15 protein-coding genes are annotated in these 15,663 nt (G+C 72.0%); 5 read left to right on the plus strand and 10 right to left on the minus strand.

What is annotated here, in order from left to right:
* Positions 1 to 1,227: ATP-binding SpoIIE family protein phosphatase (locus tag AB0N17_RS43350; protein ID WP_366017207.1), on the plus strand; the 1,227-nt coding region annotated here is incomplete at its 5' end.
* Between the two features lie 95 nt (positions 1,228 to 1,322).
* Positions 1,323 to 2,462 (plus strand): extracellular solute-binding protein, encoded by a 1,140-nt coding sequence (locus AB0N17_RS43355; protein ID WP_366017208.1) that lies wholly within the window; start codon positions 1,323 to 1,325, stop codon positions 2,460 to 2,462.
* A gap of 42 nt (positions 2,463 to 2,504) precedes the next feature.
* Here AB0N17_RS43355 and AB0N17_RS43360 read toward each other — a convergent pair whose 3' ends face one another.
* The 7 genes from AB0N17_RS43360 to AB0N17_RS43390 form a co-directional block, all read right to left on the minus strand.
* The gene (locus AB0N17_RS43360; RefSeq protein ID WP_366017209.1) at positions 2,505 to 3,017 is read right to left on the minus strand and encodes a DUF2231 domain-containing protein; all 513 of its coding nucleotides are present in this window, start codon (positions 3,015 to 3,017) and stop codon (positions 2,505 to 2,507) included.
* A 75-nt stretch (positions 3,018 to 3,092) separates the two neighbouring features.
* Positions 3,093 to 4,112, minus strand: coding sequence for a ketoacyl-ACP synthase III family protein (locus AB0N17_RS43365; RefSeq protein ID WP_366017210.1), 1,020 nt, complete (start codon positions 4,110 to 4,112; stop codon positions 3,093 to 3,095).
* Complete coding sequence (locus AB0N17_RS43370; protein WP_366017211.1) at positions 4,109 to 4,762, minus strand: SRPBCC family protein; 654 nt, start codon at positions 4,760 to 4,762, stop codon at positions 4,109 to 4,111. The genes AB0N17_RS43365 and AB0N17_RS43370 overlap by 4 nt, the downstream gene beginning before the upstream one ends.
* Positions 4,734 to 6,485, minus strand: coding sequence for a thiamine pyrophosphate-binding protein (locus AB0N17_RS43375; protein WP_366017212.1), 1,752 nt, complete (start codon positions 6,483 to 6,485; stop codon positions 4,734 to 4,736). The genes AB0N17_RS43370 and AB0N17_RS43375 overlap by 29 nt, the downstream gene beginning before the upstream one ends.
* The gene (locus AB0N17_RS43380; protein ID WP_366017213.1) at positions 6,482 to 7,498 is read right to left on the minus strand and encodes a GlxA family transcriptional regulator; all 1,017 of its coding nucleotides are present in this window, start codon (positions 7,496 to 7,498) and stop codon (positions 6,482 to 6,484) included. The genes AB0N17_RS43375 and AB0N17_RS43380 overlap by 4 nt, the downstream gene beginning before the upstream one ends.
* Positions 7,499 to 7,701: 203 nt before the next feature.
* Positions 7,702 to 8,523, minus strand: a complete 822-nt coding sequence (locus AB0N17_RS43385; protein ID WP_366017214.1) for a hypothetical protein — start codon at positions 8,521 to 8,523, stop codon at positions 7,702 to 7,704.
* Between the two features lie 45 nt (positions 8,524 to 8,568).
* Entirely contained in the window at positions 8,569 to 9,408 is an 840-nt protein-coding gene (locus AB0N17_RS43390) for an alpha/beta hydrolase (protein ID WP_366017215.1), read from the minus strand.
* Positions 9,409 to 9,558: 150 nt separating this feature from the next.
* On the opposite strand from AB0N17_RS43390, the gene AB0N17_RS43395 reads away from it, so the two are divergent.
* The 3 genes from AB0N17_RS43395 to AB0N17_RS43405 are packed head-to-tail and all read left to right on the plus strand — an operon-like array spanning position 9,559 to position 12,120.
* Positions 9,559 to 10,758: an acetyl-CoA C-acyltransferase gene (locus AB0N17_RS43395; protein WP_366017216.1), complete on the plus strand. Its 1,200-nt coding sequence runs from the start codon at positions 9,559 to 9,561 to the stop codon at positions 10,756 to 10,758.
* Positions 10,758 to 11,384, plus strand: a complete 627-nt coding sequence (locus AB0N17_RS43400) for an HAD family phosphatase (RefSeq protein ID WP_366017217.1) — start codon at positions 10,758 to 10,760, stop codon at positions 11,382 to 11,384. The genes AB0N17_RS43395 and AB0N17_RS43400 overlap by 1 nt, the downstream gene beginning before the upstream one ends.
* A 43-nt stretch (positions 11,385 to 11,427) precedes the next feature.
* The gene (locus tag AB0N17_RS43405) at positions 11,428 to 12,120 is read left to right on the plus strand and encodes a TetR/AcrR family transcriptional regulator (RefSeq protein ID WP_366017218.1); all 693 of its coding nucleotides are present in this window, start codon (positions 11,428 to 11,430) and stop codon (positions 12,118 to 12,120) included.
* Between the two features lie 198 nt (positions 12,121 to 12,318).
* Here the strand turns inward: AB0N17_RS43405 and AB0N17_RS43410 are convergent, their stop codons facing one another.
* The 3 genes from AB0N17_RS43410 to AB0N17_RS43420 form a co-directional block, all read right to left on the minus strand.
* Complete coding sequence (locus AB0N17_RS43410) at positions 12,319 to 13,935, minus strand: cation acetate symporter (RefSeq protein WP_366017219.1); 1,617 nt, start codon at positions 13,933 to 13,935, stop codon at positions 12,319 to 12,321.
* Positions 13,932 to 14,375, minus strand: coding sequence for a DUF485 domain-containing protein (locus tag AB0N17_RS43415; protein WP_366017220.1), 444 nt, complete (start codon positions 14,373 to 14,375; stop codon positions 13,932 to 13,934). Before AB0N17_RS43415 ends, AB0N17_RS43410 begins: the two co-directional genes overlap by 4 nt.
* A gap of 103 nt (positions 14,376 to 14,478) precedes the next feature.
* Positions 14,479 to 15,531, minus strand: a complete 1,053-nt coding sequence (locus AB0N17_RS43420) for an alcohol dehydrogenase catalytic domain-containing protein (protein ID WP_366017221.1) — start codon at positions 15,529 to 15,531, stop codon at positions 14,479 to 14,481.
* Positions 15,532 to 15,663 lie beyond the last annotated feature (132 nt).

Here is a 15,663-nt window from a genome sequence, read left to right on the forward strand (position 1 = left end):
GACAACGCCCGCCGATACACCCGCGAACACACCATGGCCGTCACCCTGCAGCACAGCCTGCTGCCGCGCGGGCTGCCCGAACAGTCCGCCCTCGACGTGGCCTACCGCTACCTGCCGGCCCAGGCCGGGGTGGGCGGGGACTGGTTCGACGTGATCCCGCTGTCCGGCACCCGGGTGGCACTGGTCGTGGGCGATGTCGTCGGCCACGGTCTGCACGCGGCGGCGACCATGGGCCGGCTGCGCACCGCCGTACACAACTTCGCCGTCCTGGACATGCCCGTGGACGAGTTGCTGGACCGGCTGGACGAACTGGTGGCCCAGATCGACGCCGAGGAGGCCGCCACCGAGGACGGGCACGGCATGATCACCGGCGCGACCTGCCAGTACGCCGTCTACGACCCCACCTCCGGGCAGCTGGTGCTCGCCACCGCGGGTCATCCGGGACCGGCGGTGGTCCGGCCCGACGGCACCGTCGACTTCCCCCCGCTGCCCGTCTCCCCGCCCCTGGGGCTCGGCGCCGGCCTGCCCGTCGAGACCGCCGAACTCACCGTGCCCGAGGGGTCCCGGCTGGTGCTCTACACCGACGGGCTGATCGAGGACCGCGCCCGGGACATCGACGCCGGCCGCGAGGCCCTGCGCGCTTCGCTGACCGGGCCCGAACGGACACCGGAGGCCACTTGCGCGGCGGTGATGGAGGCCATGCTGTCCGACCGGCCCAGGGACGACATCGCGCTGCTGGTCGCCCGCACATGCCGACTGGGACCGGCGCAGATCGCCGAGTGGGACGTGCCCCGGGACCCGGCGGCGGTGGCCCCGGTCCGCGCCGCCTGCTCCCGCCGGCTGACGGAGTGGGGCCTGGAGCACGTGGCCTTCACCGCCGAACTCATCCTCAGCGAACTGATCACCAACGCCATCCGCTACGGCGGCGAACCCATTGCCGTCCGGCTGCTGCGCACGGCGCCGGCCGGCGGCCCCGCCGCAGGCGCCCTGATCTTCGAGGTCTCGGACGGCAGCAGCACATCGCCCCGGCTGCGCCGGGCGGAGGTCACAGACGAGGGCGGTCGCGGACTCCTGCTGGTCGCCCGGTTCGCCGAACGCTGGGGGACCCGCTACACCCCGGACGGCAAGGTCATCTGGGCGGAACACTCCCTGCACCACGGCGCCGTGCCGGAGGCGGAAGGCCCCGACGAGGTTCTGCTCGCCCAGTGGGACGACACGGAACCGTGAAACCGGCGCCGGGGCGGCCGGGTACCCTGACCTCGACGGCACCCTGTACCCAGCACATCTCCTCCGGTGACCATCTCATCCCGCATGGAGCGGTCGTGACCACACCCCGTGCCCGAGCAGCGGCGGTCCTCGGCTGCCTCGTTCTCGCGGCACTGGGACCGGTCGCATGCGGGAAACCACCGCCCGCCCGGCTCGCGAAGCCGTCGGCGGCCACCTCCGCCGAGGACATGGGCGGCATGGGCGCGCTGATCGCCGCGGCGAAACGGGAGGGCACGCTCAGAACGATGGCGCTGCCGCGCGACTGGGCCGACTACGGCGGTCTGATCGACGGCTTCCAGGAGAAGTACGGGATCAAGGTCACGGTCGAGAATCCGCTGGGCCACAGCGAGGACGAGATCGACGCCCTGCGGAAACAGGGCAACCGGCCGACCGCCCCCGACGTGATCGACGTGGGCGACACGTTCGCGCGGAACGCGGCGGCGCAGAACCTGCTCGCGCCGTACAAGGTCGTCCCCTTCGACTCGGTCCCCGGCAATCAGAAGGACCCCCGGGCACGCTGGACCAACAACTACGGGGGCTACATCTCCATCGGCTGCGACGCCGGCCGGGTCGATCCCTGCCCGAAGACCTTCACCGACCTGCTCAAACCCGTCTACCGGGGCAAGGTCGCACTGGAGGGCGACCCCACCCGGTCCGCCACCGCCTTCGACAGCGTCTACGCGGCCGCCCTGGCGAACGGCGGGTCGTTCGCGGACGTCCGGCCCGGCCTCGACTTCTTCGCCCGGCTCCAGCAGATCGGGAACCTCAACCCGCTCACGGCGGACCTGGCGACGGTCGAGGACGGCCGGACCCCCGTCAGCATCAACTGGGACTACATCAACCTGCACTACGCCGACCAGCTCCGCGACAGGGGCGTGAACTGGCAGGTCGCGATCCCCTTCGACGGCAGCTTCGCCCAGTACTTCGCCCTCGCGGTCAACAAGAACGCCCCGCATCCGGCCGCCGCCCGCCTGTGGCAGGAGTACCTCTTCAGCCCGGAGGGCCAGAACCTTCGGCTGCGCGCCTACGCCCGCCCGGTGCTCATGGACGTCATGAAGCAGGACGGCACCCTCGACAAGGTCGCCGCCGCACGACTGCCGACGGTCGAGGGAACGCCGCAGTTCCCGACGGACGCGCAACTGGAGAAGGCGAGGGTGACGGTGGCCAGGGGCTGGCCGAAGGTCGTCTCCGGCTGACGCGGCGGCCGGGAAGCGAGGTCCCTCGGCGGCGTGCGACCGTCACGAGCCGTGCTGTGACCCCGTCGCCGACTTCGAGTAGGCGTCGTGCCAGGCGGCCTTCGCCCCGGAGTCACCGATCCGGTAGACGTCCACGACCGCCCCCACCGCTACGGCCACGGAGAGCACGCCGACGACGATCCGCACCGGCAGGGCGGACCAGCGGCTCCCGCCGCTCTGCCCGGCCTCCGCCGGAGCGCGCCGCCCCGCCCACCAGACGACCGCCGCCAGCACGAACAGACCCATGGCCCACGGCAGCAGACCGTCGCCCAGCTCGGTGTGCCGGCGCACCAGGGCGTCGTCGTCGACGTGCCGCTCCAGCCATTCGCCGGCGTGCGTGGTCAGCGGCACACTGGCCAGGGCCACGACGGCGAGCACAGGCAGCAGCGCACCGAGCCGCCGGGCGGCGCGCGGCCACAGTGCGGCTGTCACCAGGGCCAGCGCGGTGAGAGGTATCAGCACCACGACCACATGGACGAACAGCACATGGGCGGGCAGACCGTTGATCAGAGTCATGCAGGGGCTCCTCAGGGGATGGGCGCGCCAGCGTGGCACAGCCACCTCTCAGTTGCCTCTCAGTGGATCAACGGCTCAGGACCGGCCGCCGTGCCAGCGAACGGCACCGGCACCGGCGAAGTCGCCGGCGTGGGCGAAACCCCCGAGCACCACCAGGTCCCCGTCCTTCACCCGCCCGGAGCCGATCGCCCGGTCCAAGGTGATCGGGATCGCCGCTCCGAACAGGTTCCCGTACTCGTCGAACGTGTGCGGGTGCCGTTCGGCGGGCAGTTGCAGCGCCTCGCGCCAGTTCCGCAGGAAGGTGCGGTTCGGCTGGTTGGTGATGAGGACGTCGATGTCGGTGCTCGCCACGCCGAGCCGGCGGCACAGGTCCGTGACCACCTCGGGGACGAGGCGGTTCCCGCGCGCCAGGACCTTGGCGACACTGGCGTCGGTGAACCCGATCCGCAGCTGGGACTCTCCCGGCTCCCAGTACTTGCGGCCGTCGTCGACCGCCACGGTCATGTCACCGGCGTACTCGCCGAGGTGCCGGGTCTCCAGGCCGAGGACCGGCGACCGCGCCGACGTCGTCACGTACCCCACCCCGCACCCGTCGCCCGGGATCGCCGCCTGGGCGAGTCTGCGCACCTCGGACTGGGTGAACCATTGCCCGGCGGCGCTCTGCGCGTTGCAGATCAGCGCGGTCTTCGCGTCGGTGGAGGTGAGGATCTGCCGGGCCAGCTTCATCATGTACACGAAGGACGCGCAGCCGGCGTTGGCCACGTCGACGAGCCACTCCGGGTTCAGGCCCAGCCGACGCGCCACCTCGGTCCCCGCGCCCACGAACGGCAGGTCCGGCAACTGGCTGTGCACCAACAGCACGTCGACACCCCGGATCTCGGCCACGCCGTGCCGTTCGATCAGGGGCTGCACGGCGCGCTCGACCATGTCCGCGTTGGTCTCGTCGCGGGCCACATGGTGCCGTGACGGCGGCACCTTGAACATGGGGTGGCCGCGGAGCTTGTCCTCGGCGCCGGGGAACTCCGTGTAGAACTCCGCGGGGACCGGTTCGCCGGGCAGATAGCTCGCGACGTCGGTGAGGCTGACCGTGGTCACCGCTCCACCACCCGCGCCGGAGCCGAAGCGACCGGCAGGCCGCTCCGGTGACGGTGTTCCAGGATGGCCTTGAGGTTGCGCATCTCCACGGTGTGCCCCGCGTAGAAGAGGTCCCAGTAGTCGCCCACCCAGGGCCGGTCGGGGCGGGGCGCCAGACCGGGATGCGGGTTGTCGTCGTAGTAGGGGTGCCGGCAGTTGGTCCAGGTGATCACCGAACCCGGCTGGTCGAGCACCAGCCGGGCCGGAACGACACGCATCAGGTAGATCATCCACAGCTTCTCGCCCTGGTCCCAGGAACAGTGGTAGTCCACGGTCATGGCCTCGGGGTTCGCCAGCACCTTGCAGTAGATCCTGGTGTCGTCCTCCAGCCGGTCGTGGCCGACCCACAGCCCCGGTGTGCCGGTGGGCGCGAAGTCCCGCAGGCTGCAGGTCCATTCCTCCAGGTGGTGCCCCTGGCGCAGATAGTCGTAGGCCTGCTCCGGAGGGCAGTCGACGTACTCGTGGATGGTGCAGTACCGCCCGTAGACCTGATGGTGCGGGTAGACCGCGTGGGTGAGCTCCATGCAGTGCGCGGTCAGTTCCTCCTTGCCCGCGTTCTCGATCCGGATCAGACCGGGGATGTCAGCCAACGTGGACGGCTCCTCGCTCATCTGCGCTCTCCTTGCTCGTGCCGGCTTCGGTGAAGGACTGGAAGGGGAGGAACGGGGGGATCTCCCGTGGGTCGCAGGCCACCGCGACGAACGCCGGGCCGCCGCCCGCGTTGCCGCGCAGCAGTGCCGTGCGCAGGTCCGCCGCGTCGGCGGCTCCCGTGGCCGCCAGGGACGGGAAGGCGGCGGCCACCCCGGCGGCGAGGTCGGTCCGGGCGAACAGGTCGTCGCCGCGGACGCCGCCCTGGAGGAACTCCTCCCGCAGCGCGCACATCGCGTGGGCGTTGTTGTTGAGGATCACGAACGTCACGGGGGCGTCGTACTCCACGGCGGTGTGCACTTCCGCCCCGTGCATGAAGAAGGACCCGTCGCCGGCGAGGACGTAGGTGCGCCGGCCGGTGGCGAGCGCGGCGCCGACGCCGGCACCGAAGGTGTAGCCCATGCCGCCCATGCCGAGCGCCACCACGAAGCGGCCGTGGCGCGGTGCCGGGAGGAGGTGGATCGCGGCGGCCCCCGCGTTGCCGGCGTCCACGAAGACGTGCGCGTCCTCGGGGAGTGCCGCCTCGACCGCGGCGACCGCCTGGGCGTAGGAGACGGTTCGCTCGCGAGCCCGGGGGAGCGGGCCCGGCACGGGCGTGGGTAGGGGACCCGCGTGCGGCGGGCAGGGGCGTGGGTGCGACGGCAGTCGGGCGGTGACCGCGCGCAGCGCGTCCCGCAGGTTCCCGCCCAGTGCGGTGCCCGCCACGAACGGCGGTTCCGGGCCGAGGCACACGACGTCGGTGGCGGCCAGGGCCCGGTCGAGACCACCGCGTGCCAGCAGCGGCAGCCGGGTCCCCACCAGCAGGCACAGCTCGGCGCGCCGCAGGCAGTCCTCGACGTTGGCGTGGCCCATCACCCCGGCCACGCCCGCGAAGCGCGGATCACGGTTGTCGAAGACGTCCTTCGCGTCGGGGGTGACCGCCACCCAGGCCCCCAGGCGCCGGGCCAGTCCGGCGAGTTCGTCCCGCGCGTCGGCGGCGGCGACCTCCTCGCCCGCGATGACGAGGACACGGCCGGCGGCCCCGCGAAGCGCGTCCGACACGGCGCCGACGGCGGCCGGGTCGGGACGCGGCCCGGAGGCCGCGGCGGGGCCGCCCGGTGCCGGGGCGGGATCACCGGCGGGCACCTGGATCCGCGCCTGCTGCACGTCCTTGGGGAGCAGCAGAACGGCCGGCCCGCGCGGCTCGTCCTGCGCCGCCGCGATCGCCCGCGGCAGCAACCGTGCGAGCGAGTCCGGGTCGTCGACCCGGGCGCAGAACCGGGAGACGGGGGCGAAGACCTCCCGTGCGTCGAAGGAGCCCGCCTTGCCGCTGGTGTCCTGGAACGCCCCGCGCCCTTCCTGGCCGGTCGGCGGCTGGCCCACCAGGGCCAGCAGGGGCACCCGGGAGGCGTAGGCCTCCGCCAGACCAGGTACGAGGTTCATCGCCCCGCCGCCCGAGGTGGCGGCGACGACGCCGAGGCGCCCGGTGGTACGGGCGTGTCCGTCGGCCATCGTGACGGCGGAGAACTCGTGTTTGGCGACGACACCGCGGACGGCGCCGCCGCGGTGCACCGCGTCGTACAGGTCCTCGATGTTCGCTCCGCCGACGCCGAACAGGTGGCTGACGCCGGCCCTGGCCAGTTCCCGGGCGAGGTGGTCGACGAGGCGTGGCGTCTTCGGCCGGGGTAAGTCCGGAGTGGTGGTCATGCGGGGCTCCCCTCCCGCTCGTGGCGGCGGTCGATGAAGCCGGACGGCGAGATCACCTGGAACCGGTGCCGGTATTCCTTGGGGGTGAGCCCCAGAGTTCGTCCGAAGGAGCGGAAGAACGTCTCGGTGGTGGTGAATCCGCAGCGGCCGGCTATCTGACCGATCGTCAGGCCTGTGGTCTCCAGCAGTTCGCGGGCGCGGGCGATGCGCGTCCGCTCGACGTACTGGCCGGGTGTCGTGCCCACCTCGCGCCGGAAGACGCGGGCGAAGTTGCGCTGGCTCATGTGGGCCTGCCGCGCGATCTCGGCGACGGGCAGCGGGCTGCCCAGGTTGTCCAGGATCCACTCCTGCGCCGCCCGGATCGGCGGGTGGTCGGCCAACTGGGCGTCGAGGACGGCGCTGTACTGGGACTGTCCGCCGTGCCGTTTGAGGAACAGCACCAGATACCGTGCCGTCTCCAGGGCGAGCGCGGAGCCGTGATCGTCCTCGACCAGGGCCAGCGCCATGTCGATGCCCGTCGACACACCCGCGGACGTCACGAACGGGCCGTCCCAGACGAAGATCGGCTCGGCGTCCACGGTCACATCCGGATACCGGCACGCCATCGCCTCGCTGTACGCCCAGTGCGTGGTGGCGCGTCTGCCCTCGAGCAGGCCCGCCTCCGCGAGCAGGAAGGAACCGCCGCACACCGAGGCGACCCTGCGCGAGCGGGCCGCCGCCCCGCCGATCCAGGACACGAGCGCGGGGTCCCGCAGCGCGTTGTGCAGACTCCACCCGCCCGGCACGAGAAGCGTGTCGATCGGGCCCTGCCCCGCCTCCAGGGGCGAGGCCTCCACCACCATCCCCGAACTCATGCGCACCAGTGGGCCGTCGGCGGAGACGAACTCGACCCGGTAGGGGGCGCCCGCGGCGCCCGACAGCCGGTTCGCGGTATCGAACACTTCGATCGGCCCGGTGACGTCCAGGGCCATCGCGCCCGCGTACACCACCACAACAACACGTCGCTCCAACACGGTCACAGCCTGTATCGAGTGACGCACCGGCTGCAATGCCAGGTTATTGACGTATCCGGCCAACGGGCCGTGGCCGCACGCGAGATGAGGCGCCGGCCAGCCGGTTCGCGCGCGGCGGCGGACAGCGGTGGGTGAGGAGGCTCACAGGGAACGGACCCGTCTCCGGCCGGCGTCACGCGCTCCTGTCCCGTGGCCCGCCCCCGTCAGCCGAGCTTGAGCAGACCGGCATCGAGTACGGCGCCGCCGAAGGGGCCGGAGAGTTCGGCGAGGCGCTCACAGTCGGCCTCCCCCAGGGCGGCGTAGGCGGGCAGGGCCAGACGGTCGGTGCGGTCCTCGATGTGCCGGCGCAGGAGCGCGCCTTCCGGGCTGAGGGAGTCGCCGTCGAGGAGGCCCCGCTTGCGCAGCCCTTCCGCGGCGTCGGCCCACTGCTCCTCGGACCACGCGCGGCTCGCCTTGAGGAAGTCGACGGGCATCTGACCGGTCGCGGCGTGCAGGATCAGGGCCTCCAGGCCGCCGACGCCCTCGCTCACCAGGCACGCGACATGCCCGTCTCCCCGGAACTCCCGCAGCAGCGTCTGGGCGTGCCACAGCCGGAGTACCGGCTCCTCCGGCCAGGGCAGAGCGGCATGTGCCGCGAACAGCGGGCGCCCCTGCGGGTGTTCGAGCGCCGCCTCGGCGGCTCGCCGGGCCAGCGCCAGGACCTCGTCCAGTGCGGGCAGTTCGTGGACTCCCGCCCGCCGCAGGGCCTCGTCCGCCGCCGCGTACCGCGCGTCCAGGACCTGCTGGGGCATCGCCGCGTCCCAGGCCCCGCCGACCGCCTGCCGCACGAAGACGGGGTTGAAGTTGTAGAAGGTCGAGATGACCAGCTCGGCGGAGGCCCGGCCGAACGCGGCGCTCCGGGAGGCGAAATACCCCGCGCGGGCGCTCAGTCCGAGGCCGGCGTACCGCCGCCGTGCCTCGGGGACGAAGTAGATCATGGCGTGCACGGGCTCCAGGCGGCGCCAGGCCGCGCGCGCTGACTTCACGGGTCACCTCTGGGGGAGTCGATGAACGGGGGTGAGCGGCGCGGCTCAGGACTCGCCGTGCGCGCGCAGATGGGCGAGCAACAGCTGGTTCAGTGTTCCGGGCGCCTCCTCGGGGACCCAGTGGCCGACGCCCTGGAGAGTCTCGAACCGGTACGGCCCGTCGACCCACCGCCCGGTCTCCTGAGCGGCCGCCGGGCCGAACGCGCTGTCCCGGGTGCTCCAGACGTACAGCGTGGGCACGCCGACGACGCCGATCGCGCCGTCGGGGCGGCCGGCCCGGTACCAGTTCAGCGCCGCGGTGAGCGCGCCCGGCCGGCGCAGGTGCCGTAGGTAGGCCTCGACGCTGTCCCGCGGGACCTTCCCGGCGTAGAGAGCGCGAAGCTCCCGGGCGTCGTGGGCGAGCATGCGTTCTTCGGTCGCCGGTGTCTCGCGCCAGTCGATCATGTACCTGGAGCGGGAGCGCTGGTCCTCGTCGGTGCGCAGGGCGGTGGCCAGGGCTCCGGGGTGCGGGGTCGAGACGACGGTCAGCGTGCGGATCCGGCCGGGATGGGCGTCGGCCGTCCACCAGGCCACCGCGCCTCCCCAGTCATGGCCGACCAGGTCGAACGCAGCCCAGCCCAGTCGCTCGGCGATGGCGACCGCGTCGTCGACGAGGAGGCCCATCCGATAGTCCTCGGGCCGCGAAGGGCGGGCGCCGGGGGAGTACCCGCGCTGGTTCGGTGCCACCGCCCGGTAGCCGTGGGCGGCCAGCGCCGCGAGCTGCCGTCGCCACACCAGCCCTGTCTGGGGAAAGCCGTGCAGCAACAGCACGGGGCGGCCGCCGGGCGGACCCGCCGCTGTCGCGTCGTACACGCCCGCCCCGGTGGAGATGCTCAGCTCGTCCACGACCCGCCCCCCTCACCCATACCTACTGGTCGGTATCCTGTAGTCGCGGGCAGAGGCTGTCAAGGTCGTCGCCGTCAGGCGTCCGCTTGAACCTGACGTCGGATTCAAGTACAACCGCCGGACCGGACCAACAGGAAGCAGTGAGGCGACATGCGAGAAGCAGTCATCGTTTCGACGGCGCGGACACCGATCGGCAAGGCCTACCGCGGCGCCTTCAACGACACCCAGGCGCAGGAACTCGCCGCGCACGCCCTGGGGCACGCGGTGCGGCGTGCGGGGCTGGAGGGCGGCGAGGTCGAGGACGTCGTCCTCGGATGCGCCCTGCAGCAGGGATCTTCCGGCTTCAACGTCGCGCGCCAGGCCGCTCTGCGGGCAGGGCTTCCGGACAGCGTGTCGGGGATGACGATCGACCGGCAGTGCTCGTCGGGCCTGATGGCCATCGCGACGGCCGCCAAGCAGATCGTCGCGGACGGCATGCAGATCGCCGTCGGCGGCGGGGTCGAGTCGATCTCCCTGGTGCAGAACGAGCACATGAACAGCCACCGCGCGACGGATCCGTGGCTGGCCGAGCACCGGCCGGACATCTACCTGCCGATGCTGCAGACGGCGGAGATCGTCGCCGAACGCTACGGCGTGAGCCGTGAACGACAGGACGAGTTCGCGCTGCTGTCGCAGCGGCGCACCGCCGCGGCGCAGGAGGCCGGCCGGTTCGAGCAGGAGATCGTCGCGCTGAAGAGCGTCAAGAAAGTGCTCGACAAGCAGTCCGGGGAGGTGCGGGACGAGGAGGTCACCCTGACCCGTGACGAGGGCAACCGCGCGTCGACCACGCTCGAAGGTCTGGCCGGGTTGCGGCCGGTGCTGCCGGACGGCCAGGTGAGCGCGCGCTCCGCGGTGACGGCGGGCAACTCCTCCCAACTGTCGGACGGGGCTTCGGCGTCGGTGCTGATGGAGTCGAAGGAGGCACAGCGCCGCGGGCTGGAGCCGCTGGGCGTCTACCGGGGCATGGCCGTGGCCGGCTGCGGGCCGGACGAGATGGGCATCGGCCCGGTGTTCGCCATTCCGAAACTGCTCAAGCAGCACGACCTCACCGTCGACGACATCGGCCTGTGGGAACTCAACGAGGCGTTCGCCTCGCAGGCGCTGTACTGCCGCGACGAACTGCACATCGACCCGGAGCGGTTCAACGTCGACGGCGGCGCGATATCGGTCGGTCACCCGTACGGGATGACCGGTGCCCGCCTGGTGGGGCACGCCCTGATCGAGGGCAGGCGCCGTGGCGTCCGGTACGTGGTGATCTCGATGTGTGTCGGCGGCGGCATGGGCGCGGCCGGACTGTTCGAGGTCCTCTGATGGGGACCACTCGGACCGCGGTCCTGGTGGACTTCGGCGGTGTCATCACCTCCAGCGTGCTGCGGGCCTTCACCGACTTCGGTGCCTCACTGGGCGGGGACCCGCGCCTGCCACTGGAACTCCTCGCCCGGGACGAGCAGTCCCGTGCCCTGCTGGCCGACCACGAGTGCGGCCGTATCGACACCGCAGCCTTCGAGCGAGGCTTCGCCCAGCGGCTCCGCGCCCATGGAGCCGACGCGCCGGCCGAGGGACTCACGGCCCGGATACAAGCGGGCATGTCGATCGACCGGGACATGCTCGCGCTGCTCGGCGGTCTCCGGGCCGCGGGCCGTCCTGTCGCGCTCGTGTCGAACTCGTTCGGCGACGGGACGTACGACGGCGTCGACCTCGCCGCCGTCGCCGATACGGTCGTCATCTCGGCCGAGGTCGGGATCCGCAAGCCGTCCCGGCGGATCTACGCGATCGCATGCGAACGCCTCGGCATCGACCCCGAGGAGGCCGTCATGATCGACGACCTGCGGCAGAACCTCGACGGAGCGGCGCGACTCGGCATCGGGGGTGTGCTGCACACCAGTGCCGCCGACACCCGCCGCCAGCTCGCCGACCGCTTCGGCATCACCGCCTGACCGGCCTTGTGACCATGACGTCGGATTCAAGTACGGTGCCGGAATGGACACCCGTGCGCCCGAGGAGACCGACAGCGAGAAGGCGCCGCCCGTGGCGCCTCTCTCCCCTCTTCGCGAGCCGCCGGCCACGCAGCGCGGAGCGAGGACACGGGACGCCCTGCTGAAGGCCGCGCGGAAGGTGTTCGAACGGGACGGATACCTCGACACCCGCCTGACCGACATCACCCGAGAGGCCCGGTGCGCGGCGGGATCCTTCTACACCTACTTCGCCAACAAGGAAGAGGTGCTCGCCGCCGTCCTCCTGGAGGTGCAGGAGGACATGATGCATCCCGGCATGGGCCGGGTGGAGGGCACCGACGACCCGTATGCGGTCCTCGAGGCCGGCAACCGCGCGTATCTCGAGGCCTACGAACGGAACGCGAAGCTGATGGCACTGCTCGAGCAGGTCGCCCAGGTGGAGCCGGAGTTCCGGGAGTTCCGCAGCCGGCGCGCGGACGCGTTCATCCGTCGCAACGCCCGCGGCATCGCCGAGCTGCAGGCGCGGGGCGTCGCGGACCGTGAGGTCGATCCCATGATGGCCTCGCGTGCGCTGTCGGGCATGGTCAGCGTCATGGCCCACCACGCCTTCGTGCTCCGCGCCGGTCGGGACGAAGGCACGCCGGTGGACTTCGAGGAGCTGGTGTCCACGGTCACCCGACTCTGGGCGAACGCCCTGCGGTTCCCCGGTCACCGCTGACCCGCCCGCCTCCTGCCACGACGAGGGCGCTCCCGGTCCACGTCCCGGGCTCCGGGGGCCGGGAGCGCCCTCGTCCCGTCCTCGGAGCCCGGAGCGCTCGGACGGCGCTCAGCCCTGCGTCCACCACCAGGCTCTGCCCGGGCCCGCCGGCGCGGCGCGGGCCCGGGCAGCCGACCCGGCGGGGTCCGGTGCACGTGGTCATTCGGCCGCGGCCAGCAGCCGGGCCTCGCTCTCCTCGTACAGCCGCCGGTGCTCGGCGGCCGCGGCGGCGCGGCGCCGGTGGTCCAGACGGCTGCCCAGCCAGCCCGCCAGATAGCCGAACGGGACGGAGACCAGTCCGGTGGACTGCATGGGGAACAGGTCGAAGTCGGCGTGCGGGAAGACGGCGACGGGCGTGCCCGAAACGGCCTTGGAGAAGATCAGCAGCAGCAGCGCGCAGGCCGCTCCGCCGTAGAGGGTGGCGAGCAGGCCGGTGCGCGTGAATCCCCGCCAGAACAGGGAGTAGGTCAGCGCGGGTGCCACCGCCGACGCCCCGATGCAGAAGGCCAGCGTGGTCAGCACTCCGACGTTCCAGTCCTGGACCAGGAGGGAGAGCCCGATGGCGACGGTTCCCACGGCCACGCTCGTCCACACCGCCACCGTCATCTCCGTGCGCGGCTGCGCCCGTCCCCGTCGTACCGCGTGCGCGAACAGGTCGTGGGCGAGCGACGACGCCGCCGCCAGGGTCATTCCCGCGACCGAGGACAGCAGCGTGATGAAGACCATGCCCGCCACGGCCGAGTAGAGGATCGTCGTGGCCGCAGAGCCGGGTGCCCCGCCGAGCATCTGCGACAGCATGAGCACCGACGTACGGCCCTGCGGGTCGGCCGCGGTGATGTTCCGCGATCCCACCAGCGCCGCGGCGCCCGTACCCATGACGATCACCAGCAGGCAGAAGGTGGTGACCGTGCCGACCGCCCACGACATGGAGCGACGCACGGCCGGCGCGTCCTGCGCGGAGTACAGACGCATCGTGATGTGGGGCAGGCAGGCCACGCCGAGGACCACGGTGATCTGCAGACCGATGAAGTCCAGCCGCTCTCCGGTCGAGGTGCCCAGTTCGAGGCCCTGCCGGAGGAAGGCGGGGCCCGCGCCGCTTCCGTGCTGGGCCGCTTCGAGGAGGTGACCCGGGCTCCAGTCGAAGCGGTGCAGGACGAGGGCGGCGACGAGCACGCTGGTGCCGAGCAGGAGCACGATCTTGATCATCTGTATCAGGGCCGTGCCCCGCATGCCGCCGAGCGCCGCGTAAATGATCATCAGGCTGCCGACGATGACGATGCACACCGTCCTGGCGCCCGACACGTGCGGGAGGGCGAGGATGAAGGTCAGCAGCGAGCCGGCACCGGAGAGCTGGACGACCAGGAAGGGCAGGGTCGCGGCGAGCGTCACCACACAGGCGGCCACCCGCACCGCCGGCCCGGGCGCGGTGCGGGCCAGGACGTCGCCCATGGTGAACTTCCCCGCGTTCCGCAGCGGTTCGGCCAGCAGGAACATCAGCAGGACCAGGGACAGGGCGGTGCTGACGGCGAGGACGTAGCCGTCGTACCCGGCGAGCGCGACGATGCCGGTGGTGCTCAGCACCGTGGCCGCCGAGATGTAGTCACCCGCGATGGCCAGGCCGTTCTTGAGCGGGGTGAGCTTGAGGTAGCCGGTGTAGAAGTTCTCCAGGTCGTCGCGGTCGGGGCCCGCCATCACGCACATGAGCAGCGTGAGGGTGACGATGGCGGTGAACAGGATGAGGACGGTGGTCTGTGTCCCGGAGCTGAAGTCGTTCATCTCGCCGCTCCCGGGGCCGCCCGGTCGCGGACGGCGCGGGCCAGCGGATCCACCGAGCGTCGTGCGCTGCGCCCGTACCAGGAGACCGCCGCGAAGGTGACGACGAGCTGGAGGACCCCCAGCGCCATTCCCAGGCTCAGTTCACCGGCGATCCTGGATCCCATGAGGCCCGGCGCACAGCAGGACAGCACCACGTACACCACGAAGGAGCCGAGAGCGGTGATCGTGGAGACACGGCGGAGCACGCGGTAGGCCGAGCGGAGGGCGGCCAGATCGGCGTGGTGCCGAGGGGCCTGGTGCGCGTACGGCTCCTCCGGGGCGGCTTGCCCGTACCAGTCGTGCCGGGGGATGCCGGCCCCGTACGACGGGGCCTGGGTCCGGGGCGGTGGCCACCCCGTCGGTCCGGGGGGCGGGTACGGGTTCTCGTCGGGGTATGTCATCGCCTGGCCTTCCACCACGGCTCGCGTCCGTGGGTGAGCGGGGAGGAGTGCTTCAGGCGGGGCACCATACCGACTGGTTGGAATGCCTGTCAGCGGGCTGGGGTCACGTTTCGGGATCGAGAAGAATCTTGCGGACGCCGGCGGCGCGGCTGTTGAACAGTTCGTAGGCCGCGGGGCCCTGGGAGAGCGGGAAGCGGTGGGAGACCACTGCCTCCGGTGTGATCCGGCCGGCCTGGGCGAGGGGGATGAGGGCGGGGAGTTCGTAGTGGATGGAGCACAGCCCGATGGCGAACTCCAGCTCCTTGACCTGGGCAAGGCCCATGTGGAAGGGGAAGGCCCTGCTCTGGCTGACGCCGACGACGCTGACCCGCCCTGCCTGCCGGACGGCTTTGAGGGCCAGATCGATGGTGGCGTCCGAGCCCACGGCCTCCACCACGGCGTCCGGTCCGCGCCCCGCCGTCATCTCCCGTACGGCCGCGCGCGCGTCCTCGCCCTCGACCGGTTCGACGCCCAGGGTGGCCGCGAAGGCGCGGCGCTCCGCCACCAGATCGGCGCCCAGCACCCGGGCGGCACCCATCGCGAAGGCGGATTGCGCGGCCATGAGGCCGACGGGTCCCAGGCCGATGACGAGCACCGTCTCGCCGGGCGAGATGCGGGCGCGGCGACAGCCGTACCAGGCGGTGGGCGCGTTGTCCGTCAGGACGACGGCGGCCTCGTCGGAGATGCCCTCGGGCAGGCGCACGAGGTTCATGTCGGCGTGCGGCACGGCCAGGGCCTCGGCCTGACTGCCCGGAAGGTGCGGGCTCACCCCGTAGCAGAGGTCCGTCGGCGCCTGGGCCCGCTCGCACCGGGCGGTGAGCCCCTTCGCGCAGGTTCCGCAGAGAGTGCAGCCGACGGAGGCGGGCACCAGCACACGGTCGCCGGGCTTGAAGCGGGTGACCCGGTCGCCGGTGTCGACCACCACGCCGACGCACTCGTGTCCCGGTGTGTAGCCGGTCTGCGGGCTGAACCCGTGACCGCCGTAGATGTGCAGGTCGCTGCCACAGATACCGGCCGTGGTGACCTTGACGACCGCGTCGGTGGGGCTGGTGACGGCCGGGTCGGGCACCTCCTCGAAACGGATGTCGTGGGGGCCGTGGTACGTCAGTGCCTTCACTGGATGACTCCCGCAGCGCGTCAAAGACGCGCTTCTCACTTTTTAATGCAGGCGTATTACTTCGGGCGGGGCGACGCTAGCATGGGCATCCGTGACAGCACAGGAGACGCCGGCCACGTCGCCGCGGAGCCG

It is taken from the genome of Streptomyces sp. NPDC051133 (genome assembly GCF_040682635.1).
Lineage (GTDB): Bacteria > Actinomycetota > Actinomycetes > Streptomycetales > Streptomycetaceae > Streptomyces.